The 18,511-nt window shown below is 45.0% G+C and carries 11 protein-coding genes, 1 tRNA gene and 1 pseudogene; 8 read left to right on the top strand and 5 right to left on the bottom strand.

The features are described 5' to 3' along the window. The first annotated feature begins 103 nt into the window (after positions 1–103). The 4 genes from EV202_RS07065 to gcvT all read left to right on the top strand — a co-directional run bounded on the left by EV202_RS07065 (position 104) and on the right by gcvT (position 7,323). Positions 104–2,266, top strand: a complete 2,163-nt coding sequence (locus tag EV202_RS07065; protein ID WP_131926363.1) for a glycoside hydrolase family 97 protein — start codon at positions 104–106, stop codon at positions 2,264–2,266. Between the two features lie 1,172 nt (positions 2,267–3,438). Then, a complete protein-coding gene (locus EV202_RS07060; RefSeq protein WP_131926362.1) occupies positions 3,439–4,848 on the top strand; it encodes an amidophosphoribosyltransferase in 1,410 nt (469 codons plus the stop codon). Positions 4,849–4,976: 128 nt separating this feature from the next. Further along, the gene (gene pepT / locus EV202_RS07055) at positions 4,977–6,200 is read left to right on the top strand and encodes a peptidase T (protein WP_131926431.1); all 1,224 of its coding nucleotides are present in this window, start codon (positions 4,977–4,979) and stop codon (positions 6,198–6,200) included. A gap of 37 nt (positions 6,201–6,237) precedes the next feature. Then, positions 6,238–7,323, top strand: coding sequence for a glycine cleavage system aminomethyltransferase GcvT (gcvT, locus tag EV202_RS07050; protein WP_131926360.1), 1,086 nt, complete (start codon positions 6,238–6,240; stop codon positions 7,321–7,323). Between the two features lie 96 nt (positions 7,324–7,419). Here the strand turns inward: gcvT and EV202_RS07045 are convergent, their stop codons facing one another. The 3 genes from EV202_RS07045 to EV202_RS07035 form a co-directional block, all read right to left on the bottom strand. After that, positions 7,420–8,931 carry a M48 family metallopeptidase gene (locus EV202_RS07045; RefSeq protein WP_106068281.1) on the bottom strand — a complete coding sequence of 504 codons (1,512 nt, stop codon included), beginning with the start codon at positions 8,929–8,931 and terminating at the stop codon, positions 7,420–7,422. Positions 8,932–9,022: 91 nt separating this feature from the next. Next, positions 9,023–11,365: a transglycosylase domain-containing protein gene (locus EV202_RS07040; protein ID WP_131926358.1), complete on the bottom strand. Its 2,343-nt coding sequence runs from the start codon at positions 11,363–11,365 to the stop codon at positions 9,023–9,025. 79 nt (positions 11,366–11,444) lie between these two features. Then, entirely contained in the window at positions 11,445–11,696 is a 252-nt protein-coding gene (locus EV202_RS07035; RefSeq protein ID WP_106068279.1) for a type B 50S ribosomal protein L31, read from the bottom strand. Between the two features lie 254 nt (positions 11,697–11,950). Here EV202_RS07035 and EV202_RS07030 point away from each other — a divergent pair, with 254 nt between their 5' ends. The 4 genes from EV202_RS07030 (at position 11,951) to EV202_RS07010 (ending at position 17,195) form a co-directional block, all read left to right on the top strand. Next, the gene (locus tag EV202_RS07030; RefSeq protein ID WP_131926356.1) at positions 11,951–12,958 is read left to right on the top strand and encodes an endonuclease/exonuclease/phosphatase family protein; all 1,008 of its coding nucleotides are present in this window, start codon (positions 11,951–11,953) and stop codon (positions 12,956–12,958) included. Between the two features lie 487 nt (positions 12,959–13,445). Continuing rightward, entirely contained in the window at positions 13,446–15,917 is a 2,472-nt protein-coding gene (gene feoB, locus EV202_RS07025; protein WP_131926354.1) for a ferrous iron transport protein B, read from the top strand. Positions 15,918–16,199: 282 nt separating this feature from the next. Further along, a tRNA-Cys gene (locus tag EV202_RS07015) sits at positions 16,200–16,271 on the top strand. Positions 16,272–16,457: 186 nt separating this feature from the next. After that, positions 16,458–17,195 (top strand): Fic family protein, encoded by a 738-nt coding sequence (locus EV202_RS07010; RefSeq protein WP_131926350.1) that lies wholly within the window; start codon positions 16,458–16,460, stop codon positions 17,193–17,195. Between the two features lie 124 nt (positions 17,196–17,319). Here EV202_RS07010 and nudC read toward each other — a convergent pair whose 3' ends face one another. Together nudC and EV202_RS07000 are read right to left on the bottom strand one after the other, a co-directional pair. Next, positions 17,320–18,129, bottom strand: coding sequence for an NAD(+) diphosphatase (gene nudC / locus EV202_RS07005; RefSeq protein ID WP_131926348.1), 810 nt, complete (start codon positions 18,127–18,129; stop codon positions 17,320–17,322). A 167-nt stretch (positions 18,130–18,296) separates the two neighbouring features. Continuing rightward, positions 18,297–18,511: pseudogene (locus EV202_RS07000) on the bottom strand (IS5/IS1182 family transposase); the annotation flags it as partial.

Here is an 18,511-nt window from a genome sequence, read left to right as displayed (position 1 = left end):
AAACGTTTTCCGGTGAGTCATCCCCCTTTTCAATCTGATGATATCGGGAAGTCGCTCGTTCTTATATATATTTGCACTACAAACTTTATTAAAAAATTGTAGCATGAGAAACATGAAAGCAATCTGCACAAAAATGGCTTGCTTCCTGCTCGTTTTGATGATGAGTAGTGCAGCAATGGCAGAGAGTATCACCTCTCCCAACGGACAATTCAAACTGAACTTTTCGGTAAATGCGCAAGGCGAACCGGTCTACGAGCTTTTTTATAAAGGAAAAAGTGTAATTAACCCTTCAAAATTAGGATTGGAACTGAAGAACGATTCCGGACTGATGAACGGTTTTACACTGGCCAACGCAAGCACATCTACATTTGATGAAACGTGGCAACCTGTTTGGGGTGAAGTGAAGTACATCCGTAACCACTACAACGAATTGGTTGTGACGCTTAACCAGAAAGTGCAAGACAGGAATATGATTATCCGCTTCCGGTTGTTTAACGATGGTCTTGGTTTTCGCTATGAATTTCCCTTGCAGAAGAATCTGAATTATTTTATTGTAAAAGAAGAGCGTACACAGTTTGCCATGACCGGTGACCATACGGCATTTTGGATTCCGGGCGACTATGATACACAGGAATACGATTACACCGAATCCAAACTCTCCGAGATTCGTGGATTGATGGATGAAGCCATTACCGAGAACTCTTCACAAACGCAGTTTTCTCCGACCGGCGTTCAGACTTCCTTGCAGATGAAAACAGCCGAAGGCTTGTATATCAATCTCCATGAGGCAGCTTTGGTAGATTACTCTTGCATGCATCTGAATCTGGACGACAAGAACTTTGTGTTTGAATCTTGGTTGATACCTGATGCCGTAGGAAACAAAGGCTATTTACAGGCACCTTGTACTTCGCCGTGGCGCACGGTGATTGTCAGCGATGATGCCCGCGATATTCTTGCGTCTAAAATTACATTGAACCTGAACGAGCCTTGCGCTTATGAAGACGTTTCATGGATTAAACCGGTGAAGTACGTGGGCGTATGGTGGGAAATGATAGCCGGCAAAAGTTCTTGGGCATACACAGATGACTTGCCTTCTATAAAATTGGGCGAAACGGATTATACGAAAACCAAGCCCAATGGACGCCATGGAGCCAACAATGAAAATGTTAAGAAGTACATTGATTTTGCAGCCAGGCATGGCTTCGACCAAGTATTGGTAGAAGGCTGGAATGAAGGTTGGGAAGACTGGTTCGGTAAATCGAAAGACTATGTATTTGACTTTGTGACTCCTTATCCTGATTTTGACATCAAGATGCTGAATGCTTATGCCAAGAGCAAAGGCGTAAGACTGATGATGCACCACGAAACTTCCGGTTCCATACGCAACTACGAGCGACACATGGACAAAGCTTATCAATTCATGGTGGACAATAGCTACAATGCCGTGAAGAGTGGATACGTGGGAAATATGATTCCCCGTGGAGAACATCATTACGGACAGTGGCTTAACAACCACTATCTCTATGCAGTGAAGAAAGCAGCCGATTATAAAATCTGTGTCAACGCCCACGAGGCTGTGCGGCCTACCGGTTTGTGCCGTACATATCCCAACCTGATTGCTAATGAGTCAGCGCGCGGTACTGAATACGAAGCATTCGGTGGCAGTAAGCCGTTCCATACCACGCTGTTGCCGTTCAATCGTCTTATTGGTGGCCCGATGGACTACACACCGGGCATATTCGACACGAAACTTGACTTTATGGGTACTCTGCCTCACGGACAAGTTCAGACCACCCTTGCCAAACAGTTGGCTCTTTACGTCACCCTTTACAGTCCGTTGCAAATGGCTGCCGACTTGGTGGAGAACTACGAAAAGCACATGGATGCTTTTCAATTCATCAAAGACGTTGCGGTAGATTGGGATGACAGCAAGTATATAGAGGCAGAACCGGGTGACTACATCACCGTAGCCCGTAAAGCAAAAGGCACAAACAATTGGTTTGTAGGCGGCATCACGGATGAGAATGCGCGTACCGCCACTTTTACGCTTGATTTCTTGGAGCCGGGTAAGCAGTATGCGGCTACCCTCTATGCGGACGGTAAAGATGCAGACTACCAAGCAAATCCCACCTCTTATCAAATCAAAAAAGGCATTGTGACCCATAAGACCAAGATATCTGTGAAAGAAGCACGCAGCGGCGGTTTCGCCCTGAGTTTGTTTGAAGCCACTTCCACAGATAAAAAGTCACTGAAAAAATGGAAATGAATCAAAGTTTGTCCATTAATTAGGGAAAGAGAGTTTTTAGAGGTATTAATTGCGCCCTGCAAAGAGTTTTTCGTTTTGCAGGGTGTTTTTTTATCCGGTTATCTACTCAACATTCGATATCTGACGATACATCACGAACGTCCAATCCCGAAAGCCTTTCAGGAAAAGAAAAACATTTACTTTCTGGAGTGTTATCTTTCCCGTCACGGCTCGCTATATAACCTGAGTTCGATGTAAAAAGAGACTCCGCCTATACAAAAAACGCTCCCGGAGGCATTCCCGGAGGGGTCAATCAGTGGTGCCAAGTCTCGTATATGCGACGTGTGTGGTCTCGTATATGCGACGTGTGTAGTCTCGTATATGCGACGTGTGTGGTCTCGTATATGCGACGTTCAGCACCTCATATATGCGAGGAAAACGGCAAGATATATACAAGTATTTAACAGGCATATAACATCTTGTTTTATACCGAATTCAGGTTATATAGATGTCTTCGGCTGGAAGTATAGATGTCCTCGGCTGGAAGTATAGATGCAGCACGATGGATATATATATCTACCAAAACCAGCCTACAGGTATCTCTTGCAAGGGATGCCTCTCGATAAACACTTAGTATCAATTCTCAACAAGACAACACTGCCTGAATTCGGGATAAGAAGCAGGTCGATAACCTCATACGGAGACTTGTATTTTAAAACTAAACCACATTGGTTATCAAGCGTTTACTCCTGCCTTGTCAGACACTTGTGTCTGTCGGCTTGAACACTTGCCTCTGTCACGACAAAGGATTGCAGCTGTCAAAACAGGGCGAGGGCGGCCGGCCAGAAAGGCTCTCTTCTCTTCTGCCCAATCACTGTAAACCGGTGCATTCAGGAAATATCCGCCCGACAGGATGCCCCCCCATCTTCAGCAAAAGGAGCAGCCTATACCGAGTTCAGGTAACACTGCGATTAAACAGAATACAGAAAAATCGAACACCATAAGAGAAGCCGGCCATTGAGGTAGACAGCATAAATAGCAGGCAACTGATGATATTCTTACTTTATATCGAATTCCGGTTAAATAGACTCTAAGTTTTTTTTAGATATGTATCGACAGAAAATAACGTGAAAAAAAAACTTCTTTGTACCTTTGCCTCCGTTAATTTTAGTAACCAACAATAAAAAAGATTTATGGGAGGCTTTTTCGGCACAGTTGCCAAAGCTGATTGCGTGGCTGATGTGTTCTATGGTACAGATTATAATTCCCATTTGGGAACGAAACGTGGCGGTCTGGCCACATATAATACAGAAAAAAGAGAATTTATCCGTTCTATCCACAACCTGGAAAGCACCTATTTCCGCACGAAGTTTGAAGACGAACTGGATACGTTCAAAGGGAATTCCGGAATAGGAATCATCAGTGATACAGATCCGCAACCATTGATACTGAACTCTCACCTTGGCCGTTTTGCCATTACAACGGTTGCCAAAATCGTAAATCTACAAGAAATTGAAACAGAACTGCTGGCCCAAAACATGCACTTCGCCGAGCTCAGCATGGGCAAAACCAATCAAACAGAACTTATCGCTCTCCTTATAATACAAGGCAAAAACTTTGTGGAAGGAATTGAAAATGTGTATAAGCACATCAAAGGCTCTTGTTCCATGCTACTGCTTACGGAAGATGGAATTATTGCCGCACGCGATCATTGGGGCCGCACACCTGTGGTCATCGGCAAGAAAGAAGGTGCTTATGCGGTCACAAGCGAATCGAGCAGTTTCCCTAATCTGGATTATGAGATAGAACGCTATCTCGGTCCCGGTGAGATTGTCCGTTTGCGAGCCGATGGCGTGGAACAGATGCGCAAGCCTAATGAGCAAATGCAAATCTGTTCGTTCCTATGGGTATATTATGGTTTTCCCACTTCTTGCTACGAAGGCAGAAACGTAGAAGAGGTGCGGTTTGCTTCCGGTTTCAAAATGGGACAAAAAGATAATTCGGTAGTAGATTGTGCTTGCGGTATTCCAGACTCCGGTGTAGGCATGGCTTTGGGATATGCCGAAGGTAAAGGAGTTCCTTATCATCGTGCCATTTCCAAATACACTCCTACTTGGCCTCGTAGCTTTACACCCAGCAAACAAGAAATGCGTTCTTTAGTGGCAAAGATGAAACTGATACCCAACCGGGCAATGCTCGAAGGGAAACGTCTGTTATTCTGCGATGACTCCATTGTTCGTGGCACACAGCTACGTGACAACGTGAAAGTTCTTTATGAATACGGAGCCAAAGAAGTACATATCCGTATTGCGTGCCCCCCGTTGATTTACGGCTGTCCTTTCATTGGTTTTACGGCCTCTAAAAGCGATTTGGAACTTATCACGCGGCGTATCATCAAAGAATTGGAAGGAGATGATGCGAAAAACCTGGATAAGTATGCCACCACCGGCTCACCGGAATATGAGAAAATGGTAGAGGTGATTCGAGAGCGGTTCGGACTTTCTTCTTTGAAATTCAATACGCTGGAAACCCTGGTAGAGGCTATCGGTCTGCCTAAATGCAAAGTTTGCACGCATTGTTTTGATGGCAGCAGCCACTTCTAATTGACAAAATGCCATATGAAAAAATGAAAAAGGGAAGTGAATTGCTTGGCTATTCACTTCCCTTTTTCTACCTTTACGGCAATCAATAAACACCTTTTTCAAGCGTAAATAATTAAAGCCTTATGGATATGACATTAGTAGAACGTTTTTTGAAGTATGTAAGTTTTGATACTCAAGCGAATGAAGACAGTGGAGTTACCCCAAGTACTCCGGGGCAAATGGTGTTTGCCAAGTATCTGAAAGAAGAACTGGAAGCTTTAGGGCTGGAAGAAATAACTTTGGACGAAAATGGTTATTTATTCGCCACTCTTCCTGCCAATACGGATAAACCGTTGCCTGTCATCGGATTTATTGCCCACATGGACACAAGCCCTGATATGAGTGGTAAGGATGTCTCCCCCCGTATCGTGGAAAATTACGATGGCAAAGATATTCTACTTTGTGCAGAGCAAAATATAGTTCTCTCGCCTTCGCAATTCCCCGAATTGCTTGACCATAAGGGCGAAGACCTGATTGTGACCAACGGAAAAACCTTGCTGGGGGCTGATGATAAAGCCGGTATTGCCGAGATAGTGTCGGCAATGGTTTATCTGAAGGAACATCCAGAAATCAAGCACGGCAAAATCCGCATAGGTTTCAATCCTGATGAAGAGATCGGATTGGGTGCTCATAAGTTCGATGTAGAAAAATTCGGTTGCGATTGGGCTTACACCATGGATGGCGGTGAAGTGGGTGAACTTGAATTCGAAAATTTCAATGCAGCGGCCGCCAAGATTGTTTTCAAGGGACGCAATGTGCATCCCGGCTATGCCAAGAACAAAATGATTAATTCTATTCGTGTGGCCAACCGTTTTATAACTATGCTTCCCACTCATGAAACTCCGGAACATACCGAAGGTTATGAGGGCTTTTATCACTTGATCGGCATCAATGGCGAAGTGGAACAGACAACGGTTTCTTATATTATTCGCGACCATAACCGCACTCGTTTTGAAGCTCGCAAGAAGGAGATGGAGCATCTTGTGAGAAAGATAAATGATGAATATGGCTTGGGTACTGCCACCCTTGAACTTCGTGATCAATATTACAATATGCGCGAGCAGATAGAACCGGTGATGCATATCATCGACATAGCCTTCGCTGCGATGAAGGCAGCAGGTGTTGAACCTCGCGTGAAAGCCATTCGCGGAGGCACGGATGGAGCACAGCTTTCTTTCAAAGGATTGCCGTGTCCCAATATCTTTGCCGGAGGCCTGAACTTCCACGGTCGTTATGAGTTTGTTCCGGTTCAGAGCATGGAAAAGGCTATGAACGTCATCGTGAAGATTGCCGCCCTTGTTGCCGACAGATAATTTATAAACAATATACCATAACTTAATCTTTGTTATCATGAAAACTACTCCGTTTACAGAGAAACACATCTCGCTGGGTGCTAAGATGCACGAGTTTGCGGGATACAATATGCCTATCGAATATTCCGGGATTATTGATGAACACCTCACCGTTTGTCAGGGAGTGGGAGTATTCGATGTTTCCCACATGGGAGAATTCTGGGTAAAAGGCCCTCATGCACTGACTTTCTTGCAGAAAGTTACTTCAAACAATGTGGCAGCTCTTACTCCGGGTAAAGTGCAATATACTTGTTTCCCCAATGATAAAGGAGGCATTGTAGACGACCTTTTGGTTTATCAATACGAGCCGGAAAAATATTTATTGGTTGTAAATGCTTCCAATATAGAGAAAGATTGGAACTGGTGTGTTTCGCATAATACGGAAGGAGCCGAATTGGAAAATGCTTCAGACCGTATGGCACAACTTGCCGTACAAGGTCCGAAAGCTATTTTGGCTTTGCAGAAACTGACGTCTATCAACCTTTCCGAACTTCCTTATTATACTTTTACGCATGGTGAATTTGCCGGAGAAAAGGATGTCATTATTTCCAATACAGGCTATACGGGTGCCGGAGGTTTTGAACTCTACTTCTATCCTGATGCTGCCATGAAGATTTGGGATGCACTATTCGAGGCCGGCGCAGAGTTTGGCATCAAACCCATTGGTTTGGGAGCACGTGACACATTGCGTCTGGAAATGGGATTCTGTCTGTATGGAAACGATTTGGATGATACGACTTCGCCTATTGAAGCCGGTTTGGGCTGGATTACAAAATTTGTGGATGGAAAAAATTTCATCAATCGTCCGATGCTTGAGAAGCAGAAAGCTGAAGGTACTGTCCGTAAATTAGTAGGATTCGAGTTAGTTGATCGCGGTATTCCTCGTCATGGTTGCGAATTGTTCAGCGCGGATGGTGTTGCAATCGGTGTAGTGACCTCAGGCACTATGTCTCCTGTCCGTAAGATAGGTATAGGTATGGGCTATGTAAAACCTGAATACAGTAAAGTAAATACGGAGATTTATATTGACGTACGTGGGCGTAAGCTGAAAGCACAAGTAGTGAAACCACCGTTCCGTAAATAGCGGACAGCGGGCAACTGTTAGTGGTTAGTGACCATGCGGCGTAGGATTGACTTGTTCCCTATTTACCGCTGATCGCTAACCACTAATCGCTAACCTCTAAATTCTACTTATCTTATCCAATAATTCTCCTGCCCAGTTCATCTCTTTGGCAGTCCATTCTTCTTCCTCCCCTTTTATGCCTTGGGCTTGATATTTTGCAAGCAAACTGAGATACTCTTTTAAAGAATTGGCGGCTTTAGATTGTTTATTCATGCGCATTAACAGCAGTATTCTTTGTTTGTAAATATCCAGATTGGGACTGTTTCCTGCCAGTTTCTGAGCTTTGTCGAGCAAGGAGAGGCATTCGTTGTTGATATCTTCTGTGTTGTAGAGAGCCATTTTCGCTTTGACAAGAATAACGTAGTCGTGGGTAGAGGCAAAATTGTTGTCTATGTTTTTTTGAATGAGCCGGACCGCATCCATGTAACGTTGGTTGGCCATATTCATGGCTGCATTGAAAGTCACTATGTCACTGGTTTTCTTCAGATAAGGATAGCTGGTCTGACTTTCGGCTTTACCAGCTTTCTCAATGCGTTTTAGCAGCAATTGGGTACTTTCGTAGCGGGTGATTTTTTCGGTGCGATGCCGAATGTTGTAATAGTCGATGATTTTTCCTAAGGCCGAAGATAATCCGTTGGGGTTGTATCCTTTGAGGCTGAGCAAATCGCGAGCAATGCGGTCGGATGCTATCTCCTGATTAGTCTTGTATCTCATTCCCAGTCGGTTAATGGCAGGAATGCTTAAGAGCGATGCCACTTCACCCAACGAAGCTATGGTACTTACGGTAAGTGCATTGCTGTCATTATTCCAATAAGCTATATCGAAAGCGGCTTCCGCAGTTGCGGAAAATACGTTTCCCCAAAAAACGGCGTTTTTTAAACGACGTTCGGCACGATATATGTTTTCTACCTGATGGTCAAGTACAAAGTGGGCTATTTCGGTAGCTATCATGGCAGCCAACTCATCCTCCGAATCAAGCGTACAGAGAAGCCCTGTACTGATGAGCATGGAGCCGTTAGGCAGCATGTAGGCATCCGGTTCGGTAGATTGGATGACACGTACATTCAATTGTTCGTTGCGATTCGGGTCGATGCCGGCAGGAGCAAGTTTGGCAAATACGCCTTGCACATAGGAGGTGATGTAATCGTCCTGATAGGCTATTTCATGTAGCCTGTCCAGATATTCGCTGCATTCCTCGTCTATTTCCCGGCGCAACTCATGTCTGTAACCTCGTTCGCTGAAATGCTTGTAAAGCTGGTTTTTAAAGTATGCTTGTTGCCAGAATTCCCGGTCGGTCTGTGGAGTGGAAAGAGTGATTATGTACATTTCCTCCTCAGGTATAGTTTCCTGTATTCCATTGATTTCTATGGCGTAAAGAAGAGAGAACGTTTTGGGATTCTGGATTATACGGCGAATGATGACGGGAGTACCGGCCGGAGTGTTTCGATAGTTTTTTTTCAGTTCGCCATTGATGGCAATACTTCCACTGATATCTTTAACTTTCGGTTTCGCAACCCCCGTGGCCGCAAAGAGACATGCCATGAAGAATAGAATGGTAAATCGTTTCATGGTTGTTTATGTTTTTCGTTTGGTCTTACAAAAATAGAAAAAGGTTTCTCCTATTTCCTGTTTTTTTCCCTATTTCCCGATAGGTGATTCCCTATTCGAGTTCAAGAACTGTCTGCGAAACTATGCTGTCTGTTGCGATGGAGTCGGTGTCGCGGCGCAGGATTACGGAACGGCAGCCATATTCCTTCTTAATTTTTTCTTTGGCTTGCGGGAATCGGGCCTGATACCCTTTCAGACTGTTGTCTTTCAGCACTTGCTCCATGAAGTAGGCAAATATGGGCAAAGCCGTACGGCTGCCTTGTCCAAGTTCTCCGGTGCGGAAGTGGATGCTGCGATGTTCTCCGCCCACCCAAGCACCTCCTATCAGCTTGGGTGTGACGCCTACGAACCATGCATCCGAATGATTGGATGAAGTACCGGTTTTTCCGCCGAACTCAGTGTTGTAGCGGTGCAGGTCGTATCCCCATAGGGCTTGCGAAGTGCCCATCGGCTCGGTCATTCCGGCTTTCAGCATTTCGGTCATCAGGAAAGCGGTTTCGTAAGGGAGCACTTGTTTCTGTGAGGTCTCGTCTTTGTAGATTACTTTTCCGTTGGCATCTTCGATGTGGGTAATGAGTACTACATCGTGCATTTTTCCTTCATTGATGACGGTGCTATAAGCATTGACCAACTCCAACAGAGAAACATCCGAAGCCCCCAAGCTGAGGGCGGGCGTTTCTTCCAGCGGTGTTTTGATGCCCATGGCGTATGCCGTCTCAGCTACTTTGTGTACACCCACTTCTTGTCCTACTTGTACGGCAATGGTATTTATCGAGCGGGCAAAGGCTGCTTTCAGAGAAAGCGTGTCTCCGGTGTATTCGCCATTGGCGTTGCGCGGAATCCATTGGGTAGGTTTGCCGTTTTCGATGACATTCCATACGTCTTGCTTGTCGATGCGGTAGTCGCAGGGAGACATGCCCTCGTTGAATCCGGCGGTATAAACAAACAATTTGAAGGTGGAACCGGGTTGACGTTTGGAGAGCACTTTGTCGTATTTCCATGAGCCGAAGTCGATGTCGCCTACCCATGCCTTTACGTGTCCGGTTTGCGGTTCCATGGCAACAAAGCTGCAATGCATGAAGCGTTCCATGTATCGGATGGAGTCCATGGTGCTGATGGTGGTGTCGCGAGTGCCGATGTCGTAATCGAACACTCTCAGCCGATGAGGAAAGTTGAGGTAGTAGTCTACGGAGTCCGGACGGTCGGGATATTTACCGGCCAGTATCTTGTAGGCTGGGGTACGTTTGGACAAGTCTTCTATAAAATGGGGTATTTCCTGATGATTGCGGTCGCGCCACGGAGCCTGATTGCCCCAATGGTTGTTGAAGTTGCGTTGCACTATGCGCATCTGGCGGTTTGCAGCAACTTCGGCGTATCGTTGCATGCGGCTGTCGAGGGTGGTATATATTTTCAAACCGTCGGCGTAGAGATCTATTTGGTTTTCTTTGCACCAAGGAGCCAGATAATCGGCGATGGCTTCGCGGAAATAAAGGGCTTTCCCGTCATGGTTGGTCTCGATATTATAATTCAGATTGATGGGCAGCTTCTTCAGAGAGTCGCATTCGGCCCGTGTGATGCCGTGGTTTCTGCACAGGTTCTCCAGCACCACATTGCGGCGCTTCATGCTGTTTTCCGGGTTCAGGCGGGGATTATAGGTTGTGGTGGCTTTCAGCAACCCCACTAAGGTAGCCGCTTGTTCGCAGGTTATTTCACGGGGAGTGGTGTGGAAGTAAGTTTTGCAGGCTGTTTTTATGCCGTAGGCATTGCTGCCGAAATCTACCGTGTTGAGATACATTGTCAGGATTTCCTGTTTGGAGTAGAACATTTCAATTTTGACTGCCGTAATCCACTCTTTGGATTTCATGATGAGCAATTTCAAGCCGGGAATTTTTCCCAGCAATCCTGTGGAATATTGGGAGCGTACCTTGAACATATTCTTCACTAATTGCTGGGTGATGGTACTGGCTCCTCGCGCATCGCCTTTGGCCATGTCTTTGACGGCGGCAAACACCCCTTGAAAGTCGATGCCGAAATGCTGGTAGAACCGCTCGTCTTCGGTGCTGATGAGTGTTTTTATGAGTATGGGGGAAATTTCTTCGTAACTTACCGGACTGCGGTTTTCGCGGAAATATTTGCCTATCAGCTTTCCGTCTGCACTATAAAGTTCCGACGCAATGGGCTGTTCGGGGTTATGAATACTGGACAGACCGGGAGATTTGCCGAACAGCCAAAGGAAATTGATGTCTACCATGATAAGGTAGATGAGGAAAAGAACAACGAAAGAGACGGTAGACGCCAATACTCTCTTATACCAAGGCTTGTTCCGATAGAGACTTTTGTACCATTTGCCGGACCTCCGGCAGGATTCAACGAGAAAATGAAGAACGTTACTCATAGCCAAATATTCCTGTATAACAAAAAAGGGAATCCTTTAACGAAAAAGATTCCCTTTTTTCAGCTTTAAGCAAAACTGATTATTTCTTGCGGTTACCATAACGGCTCATAAACTTATCAACACGACCGGCTGTGTCGACCAGCTTGGACTTACCGGTGTAGAACGGGTGAGAAGTGCTGGAGATTTCGAGCTTTACCAACGGATAAGTTTCACCTTCGAATTCGATAGTCTCTTTTGTGTTGCAAGTAGAGCGAGATAAGAACATGTCGCCGTTTGACATATCTTTAAATACTACCGGACGGTAATTTTCAGGATGAATACCTTTTTTCATTTTGATATTTGTTTTATAATTATTATTCTGTTACTATTTTGGTAATGAATAGTGTAATGGTCTTCTTTTTCAGAGCGCAAAGATAGTGCAAGTCCGAGACACTGCAAAATAAAATGCGATTTATTTTGTTGCGAGAGGGGTAACTCGCCCGGTTTGAGCCGATGCGTTGGCCTTGAAACAGAAAAAAGTGGCGGGGAAAGTAGGTTTATCGCATTTTATTTCTGACTTTTGCAGAAAACAATTTTAATAATTATATGAAGAAATTACTTGTTTTACTCTTTGTTTGGCTTTATGCTGCAACATCGGGAGCGCAGAATACGGAGCAAAAGGTATATAGTGTGGCGTTTTATAATCTGGAAAATTTGTTTGATACGATTCACGATGCGGGAAAAGACGATTATGAGTTTTTGCCTGACGGCAGTTATAAATGGACTGCCGAGAAATATGCATCGAAGCTGCGGAATCTCTCCAAAGTGCTGGGCGAACTTTCGCGGGATGTAGTGCCCGAAGGCCCGGCTTTCATCGGTGTGGCGGAAGTGGAAAACAGCAGGGTGCTGGACGATTTGGTTAAACAACCGGCCATATCCGGCTATCGATACGTACATTATGAAGGTCCCGACCAACGCGGGGTAGACTGTGCTTTGCTGTACGACCCGAAGCAATTCAGCGTCACCGCTTCCGAATTGGTTCTTTCCACTCCTTTCAAGGGAGATACGATGCATTTGACACGTGGTTTTCTGATAGTGGACGGACAGCTGGCCGGCGAACGGGTTTGCGTCATCGTCAATCATTGGCCGTCTCGCGGAGCAGATTCGCCGGTGCGCGTGCATGCGGCGCGGCAGGTGAAAGCCCTGAAAGACTCGCTGATGCGTGAAGACAAAAGACTTAAGCTCATCATAATGGGCGACTTGAACGATGACCCTATGGACGAAAGCCTGCGGGAACTCGGCACACGCAAATATCCCAAACAGGTGAAGAAAGGCGGGCTTTATAACCCATGGTGGGAGACATTGGAAGACAAGGGAGTGGGAACGTTGCTTTATCGAGGCAAATGGAATCTGTTCGACCAGATTCTCATTTCCAAACCTCTGTTGAAAGCCCGGAAAGGATTGAAATACGACCATAACGAAGTGTTCATACGCGATTACATGATTCAGCAGGAAGGGAAATACAAAGGCGCTTTGCTGCGTACACATGGCGGAAGGACTTGGCTCAACGGTTACAGCGACCACTTGCCCACCATCGTTTATCTGCGGAAATGACTCAAGGGTTTAGCTGAATGCTCTTAGGGGACAGCGCATGACATGACGCTTTTAAATGTGGTGTGTTTTTTTACTTTTGGCAAGAAAGAAATCATAAACAAAAAAAACGCTTCTAACGTTATGCAAATCAGGTCGGTAGAAATTTACTAAAAACTCACCGGATTTTTACTAAAAATTCCCCGAAGATTTACTAAAAATCCGGTGAATTTTTAGTAAAAATGGACAAGGATTTTAGAACGCATCCGAAAATCTTTACAAACGACTCATTTTTTGTAAAGAATAAAAAAACGTATTCCCTCCGGTAAAAGCCTGCTTGTATTCTACCCGGCATTATCTTGAAGAAAATTTAAACAGACCCTAAAGAAAACAAAACCGAGAACCTAACCGTATTCCCGGTTGTTTATTATTTAAATACATTCTAAATTGCTTGCGGTATGTGTGCATAAACACTATCTTTGCATCATTAAACAGAAAGAGGGAAGAGAGTATGCGTTTGTCCGAGTTGAAAACCGGTGAGAAAGGGGTAATCGTGAAAGTGCTGGGGCACGGCGGTTTCCGCAAACGGATTGTAGAGATGGGGTTCATAAAAGGAAAAACAGTGAAAGTGCTGCTGAACGCTCCGTTGAAAGACCCCATTAAATACAAGGTGATGGGCTATGAGATTTCCTTGCGGCGCCAAGAAGCCGCAATGATAGAAATCATCAGTGAGCAGGAAGCCAAAGCACAGGCCGTGGAGCCGGATTACCACAAAGGATTGAGCGAAGAAGTGCGCTTGGGCGAAGCCGACCTCAAACGGCTTGCGCTCGGAAAGCGCCGCACCATCAACGTTGCTTTGGTGGGAAACCCCAATTGCGGCAAGACCTCCCTTTTCAACATTGCTTCCGGAGCACACGAGCATGTGGGCAATTACAGTGGAGTCACCGTAGATGCCAAAGAAGGATATTTCGATTTTCAAGGTTATCACTTCCGTATCGTCGACCTTCCCGGCACGTACTCCCTCTCGGCCTATTCTCCCGAAGAAATCTATGTCCGCCGCCATATCATCAATGAAACGCCCGATATCATTATCAACGTAGTGGATGCTTCCAATCTGGAGCGTAACCTCTATCTCACCACGCAGTTGATTGATATGAATGTACGCATGGTCATCGCGCTGAATATGTACGATGAACTGGAAGCCAGTGGAAATACGCTGGATTACGTCACGCTCGGCAGGCTTTTCGGCGTACCGATGATACCTACGGTCAGCCGTAGCGGAAAAGGCATCGACCAACTGTTTCATGTAATTATAAATATCTACGAAGGAGCCGATTTTCTGGATCGCACAGGCAAGATGAACAGCGAAATCTTAGACGACCTTCGCAATTGGCACCAGGAATACGTGCCCGACCACGATTTCGGCAGCCACAAAGAAGAAGTGGAACATACACGCGGCTTTTGCAGGCACATCCACATCAATCATGGACCTGAGCTGGAACGAAGCATAGAAGGGGTGAAACGTGTAATCGGCCTGAACGAAAATATCCGCCATAAATATTCCACCCGCTTCTTGGCCATCAAGTTGCTGGAGAACGACAAGGATTTGGAAAAAGAAGTACAGACTTTCTCCAACGCAAAAGACATTCTTGAGGTTCGCGACCGGGAGGAGCAACGCCTTCGCAATGCGATAAACGAAGAAAGCGAACAAGCCATTACGGACGCCAAGTACGGTTTCATTGCCGGTGCCTTGCGCGAAACCTACGTGGACAACCATCAGGATACATCGCGTGTCACCCACATCGTAGATTCCATCGTCACACACCGCATTTGGGGATACCCCATCTTCTTCCTGTTTCTGTATCTGATGTTCGAAGGCACTTTCGTGTTGGGCGACTATCCGATGCAAGGCATCGAGTGGCTCGTCGAGGCATTGGGAGATTTGATACACGAGAACATGTCCGAAGGCCCGTTAAAGGATTTATTGATAGACGGCATTATCGGTGGTGTGGGAGGTGTCATCGTCTTTTTGCCCAATATCCTCATCCTCTACTTCTTTATTTCTTTGATGGAAGATTCGGGCTATATGGCACGTGCCGCCTTTATCATGGATAAGATTATGCATAAGATGGGCTTGCATGGAAAATCCTTCATTCCTTTGATTATGGGGTTTGGATGCAATGTTCCTGCCATAATGGCTTCGCGCACCATCGAGAATCGGAAAAGCCGCCTGGTCACCATGCTCATCAATCCGTTGATGTCGTGCAGCGCCCGTCTGCCTATCTACCTTTTGCTTGTCGGAACTTTCTTTCCCGACAGTGCCAGTCTGGTGTTATTGTCGATTTATGCCATCGGCATCTTGTTGGCAGTAGTCATGGCGCGGCTCTTCTGTCGTTTTCTGGTCAAAGGCGATGATACCCCGTTCGTCATGGAACTCCCTCCTTACCGTATGCCTACTTCCAAATCCATTCTACGCCATACATGGGAAAAGGGCGCACAATACTTGCGCAAGATGGGAGGAATCATCATGGTAGCCTCCATCGTGATATGGGCTTTGGGCTACTATCCCGATCACGAAGCCTACGACACGATGGCCGAACAGCAGGAAAACTCCTATATCGGCCGTATCGGCAAAGCCATGGAACCGGTTATCAAGCCATTAGGCTTCGATTGGAAACTGGGCATCGGCATCCTTTCGGGGGTAGGAGCAAAAGAGTTGGTGGTGAGCACGCTGGGAGTACTCTATGCCGACGATTCTGAAGCAGATGCGGTGAGCTTGGGCGAACGTATTCCGATTACTCCTCTGATAGCTTTTGCCTACATGGTGTTTGTATTGATATATTTCCCCTGCATTGCCACTCTGGCTGCCATTAAAGGAGAATCGGGCAGTTGGAAATGGGCGTTGTTTGCAGCATCATATACCACGGCATTGGCATGGTTGATGTCATTTGCAATTTATCAGATAGGAGGATTGTTTGTATGAGTAATTGGCAGGAGTGGGCAGTAGCCTTTTTGTTATTGTTTTGTTGCATACGCATCGGTATGAGTTTTTACTCTTTTTTTCGTCGTTCGGAGAAGAATGAGAATCCGTGTGCCGGTTGTGCCACAGGTTGTGACTTAAAGCAGTTACTGGATGAAAAGCGGGGCGAATGCGGAGTAGAAAGGAAAAAAAAGAAGAAAAGTTGCTGCGGATAGTTGGAAGTTACGGAAAATGTACTACCTTTGCATCCGCAATCGAGAAATAAAGCATTCTTGAGTTTGTTTTGGTTCCTTGGATGAGTGGCTTAGTCAGCGGTCTGCAAAACCGTGTACGGCGGTTCGAATCCGCCAGGAACCTCTTTTAATCCTTGTAACTAACTGAATATCAGAATTAGTTACAAGGATTTTTGGTTTAAGGATTAAAAAGAGGTTTAAAACCAACGATTCTCCAGTGATTTAAGGGGTGAGGGATGCATAGTAAAAGCAGAATCCTTATAATTACTTTTACTGGCATAGAAAATGACCTCATCAAATATGCTAAGGTATGAAACCGATATTCAACGAAGAACAGCAAAAGAAGGCTTCTTTTATTTTAGAGAATCCCCTTTCCAAGTTGTCTGAACTTTATTCCAATGAAATAAAGGATTTGGCTGTCGTTTGGTGCTACTATTCGGGGAAGATAGAAGGCAATACTTACACTTACGTTGAAACTGAAGCATTACTGAAAGACGGCATTACTTCTGAAAAGAGATACGAAGATGCCAAAATGCTTAAAAACCTCTATAACACTTTCATTTCCGAACTAGAATATATCCACAAAGAAAAGAATCAAGAAATTATAGACGAGCGCACTCTTTTCAGAGTACATCAGTCTATTTCTACGGGATTAGTATCTAATGAAGAATCGGGGGCATTACGGGTACGAGCAGTGCGTATTAGCGGAACGAACTACGTTCCTCCCAAGAACTCACAAGAAATAGAAAGCAAGCTGAACGAGATTCTTTTTCAACAAGATGAATATACTAATTTAGAAAAGGCGGTATATTTGCATTGTAATCTTGCTCGTTTACAACCGTTCATTGACGGGAATAAACGGACTGCAAGGATGATAGAAAGTATTGCTCTGATGAATGCAGGCCTCATTCCCGTATATTCCACAAAGGATTCCGATATTCTGAGTTACAGAAAAGGACTGATAGCTTTCTACGAAAAAGAAGATTGCAGCCTCTATGCCGACTACTTTCTGAATCGTCAGATTGAACGAATCAAAGAGATAGAATAGTTATTATTCACTTGCCCGTTTCATCTTTTCCAAAATCACCTCAATAATACTGTTTATACTGTTATCTATCCCGAATAAAAGCAATCCTCTCTTCCTTATCAACATTGGATTAGATAAAAGGACTTTAATCTTCATTTTCGCTTAGCCACCAATCTATCAACTTCCGGGCAATGCTCAGCTTACGTGGTATCTCAGGTAGAGAGTCTTTGGAAAAAAATGCAGCTGCACTAAGTTCATCTTTCTGTATCTTTATATTTCCGCTTTCATAGTCGGCTATGAAGCCCACCATCAAGCCACTGGGATAAGGCCAAGGTTGACTGCCAAAATATCGGATATTCTTCACTTTCAGACCGGTTTCTTCCAATACCTCACGCTCCACGCATTCCTCTAATGTCTCTCCAGCTTCAAGAAATCCGGCCACTAACCCATAGAACGTTCCCCGAAAGTTATGAGCGCGCACCAGCAATATCTCTTTTTCTTTTCTTATCAATACAATGATAGCCGTAGAAACAGGCGGAAACATTTCGTTCCCACAGCTAGGGCATTTCTTCATGATAGGAGTTTGTTGCTCCATACCCGTACCGCACACCGGACAGAAGCGGCTGTGTTCATCCCAATAAAGAATCTGATAAGCTTTCCCGGCAGAACGATATGCATCCGTAGTGATATAATCATACGATGCCCTCAACCCCATCATCACCCATTCTTCCGTTTCCGCTATAGGCTCATTTACCGCAAATGCCCTCGCCTGCTCACCGGCGAAAGCAACCACCTCATGGACGTTGGCCCCATTATCAAGTCCCAATGGCGATTCTTCTCCAACAGGTATACTGTACATAGCCTCTCCATTGTTCGTATACCCTTTATGCAGTAGCAATTGGTCTTTGAAGAAAACAAACCATTGCGTAACGTTAGTATTGATATTCTTTTTCATAATTCATATATTCCACAAAACAAAAATCCTCTGCCGTGGCAGAGGATTGCCCCCGAATAAAGGCCGAGGCACCTAATGTATTCACAACGGAATAATCCTTATTGTAAATAGGCCTCAATAAACTGTTTCCAATGGGTCAAAGATACCAATTTATAATAAGAAGTGATTTAAACTTTTCTTTTTCTCAAATATTTCCTTAGCAGAATTACCATAAATGCAATATAGTTCCATGATTCGCAATTCCTAACCGTTGTTTCAAATCGATTTAAAATAGTCCTGTAACTGTCCATCCATGCATTGGTCCTCTCAATGGCATAACGTTCAGCATACAACAGTTCGTCCACAACGGTATTATTGGGAGTCCCGTTTCTTTTATTGATGC

It is taken from the genome of Prevotella heparinolytica (assembly GCF_004342845.1).
Lineage (GTDB): Bacteria > Bacteroidota > Bacteroidia > Bacteroidales > Bacteroidaceae > Bacteroides > Bacteroides heparinolyticus.
The sequence above is the reverse complement of the archived record's forward strand: the minus strand, read 5'-3'. Positions and strand labels throughout refer to the sequence as shown.

Coding starts and splice junctions, on each gene's coding strand:
- EV202_RS07065 (WP_131926363.1), top strand. CDS start 104: ATGAGAAACATGAAAGCAATCTGCACAAAAATGGCTTGCTTCCTGCTC.
- EV202_RS07060 (WP_131926362.1), top strand. CDS start 3,439: ATGGGAGGCTTTTTCGGCACAGTTGCCAAAGCTGATTGCGTGGCTGAT.
- pepT (WP_131926431.1), top strand. CDS start 4,977: ATGACATTAGTAGAACGTTTTTTGAAGTATGTAAGTTTTGATACTCAA.
- gcvT (WP_131926360.1), top strand. CDS start 6,238: ATGAAAACTACTCCGTTTACAGAGAAACACATCTCGCTGGGTGCTAAG.
- EV202_RS07045 (WP_106068281.1), bottom strand. CDS start 8,931: ATGAAACGATTTACCATTCTATTCTTCATGGCATGTCTCTTTGCGGCC.
- EV202_RS07040 (WP_131926358.1), bottom strand. CDS start 11,365: ATGAGTAACGTTCTTCATTTTCTCGTTGAATCCTGCCGGAGGTCCGGC.
- EV202_RS07035 (WP_106068279.1), bottom strand. CDS start 11,696: ATGAAAAAAGGTATTCATCCTGAAAATTACCGTCCGGTAGTATTTAAA.
- EV202_RS07030 (WP_131926356.1), top strand. CDS start 11,951: ATGAAGAAATTACTTGTTTTACTCTTTGTTTGGCTTTATGCTGCAACA.
- feoB (WP_131926354.1), top strand. CDS start 13,446: ATGCGTTTGTCCGAGTTGAAAACCGGTGAGAAAGGGGTAATCGTGAAA.
- EV202_RS07010 (WP_131926350.1), top strand. CDS start 16,458: ATGAAACCGATATTCAACGAAGAACAGCAAAAGAAGGCTTCTTTTATT.
- nudC (WP_131926348.1), bottom strand. CDS start 18,129: ATGAAAAAGAATATCAATACTAACGTTACGCAATGGTTTGTTTTCTTC.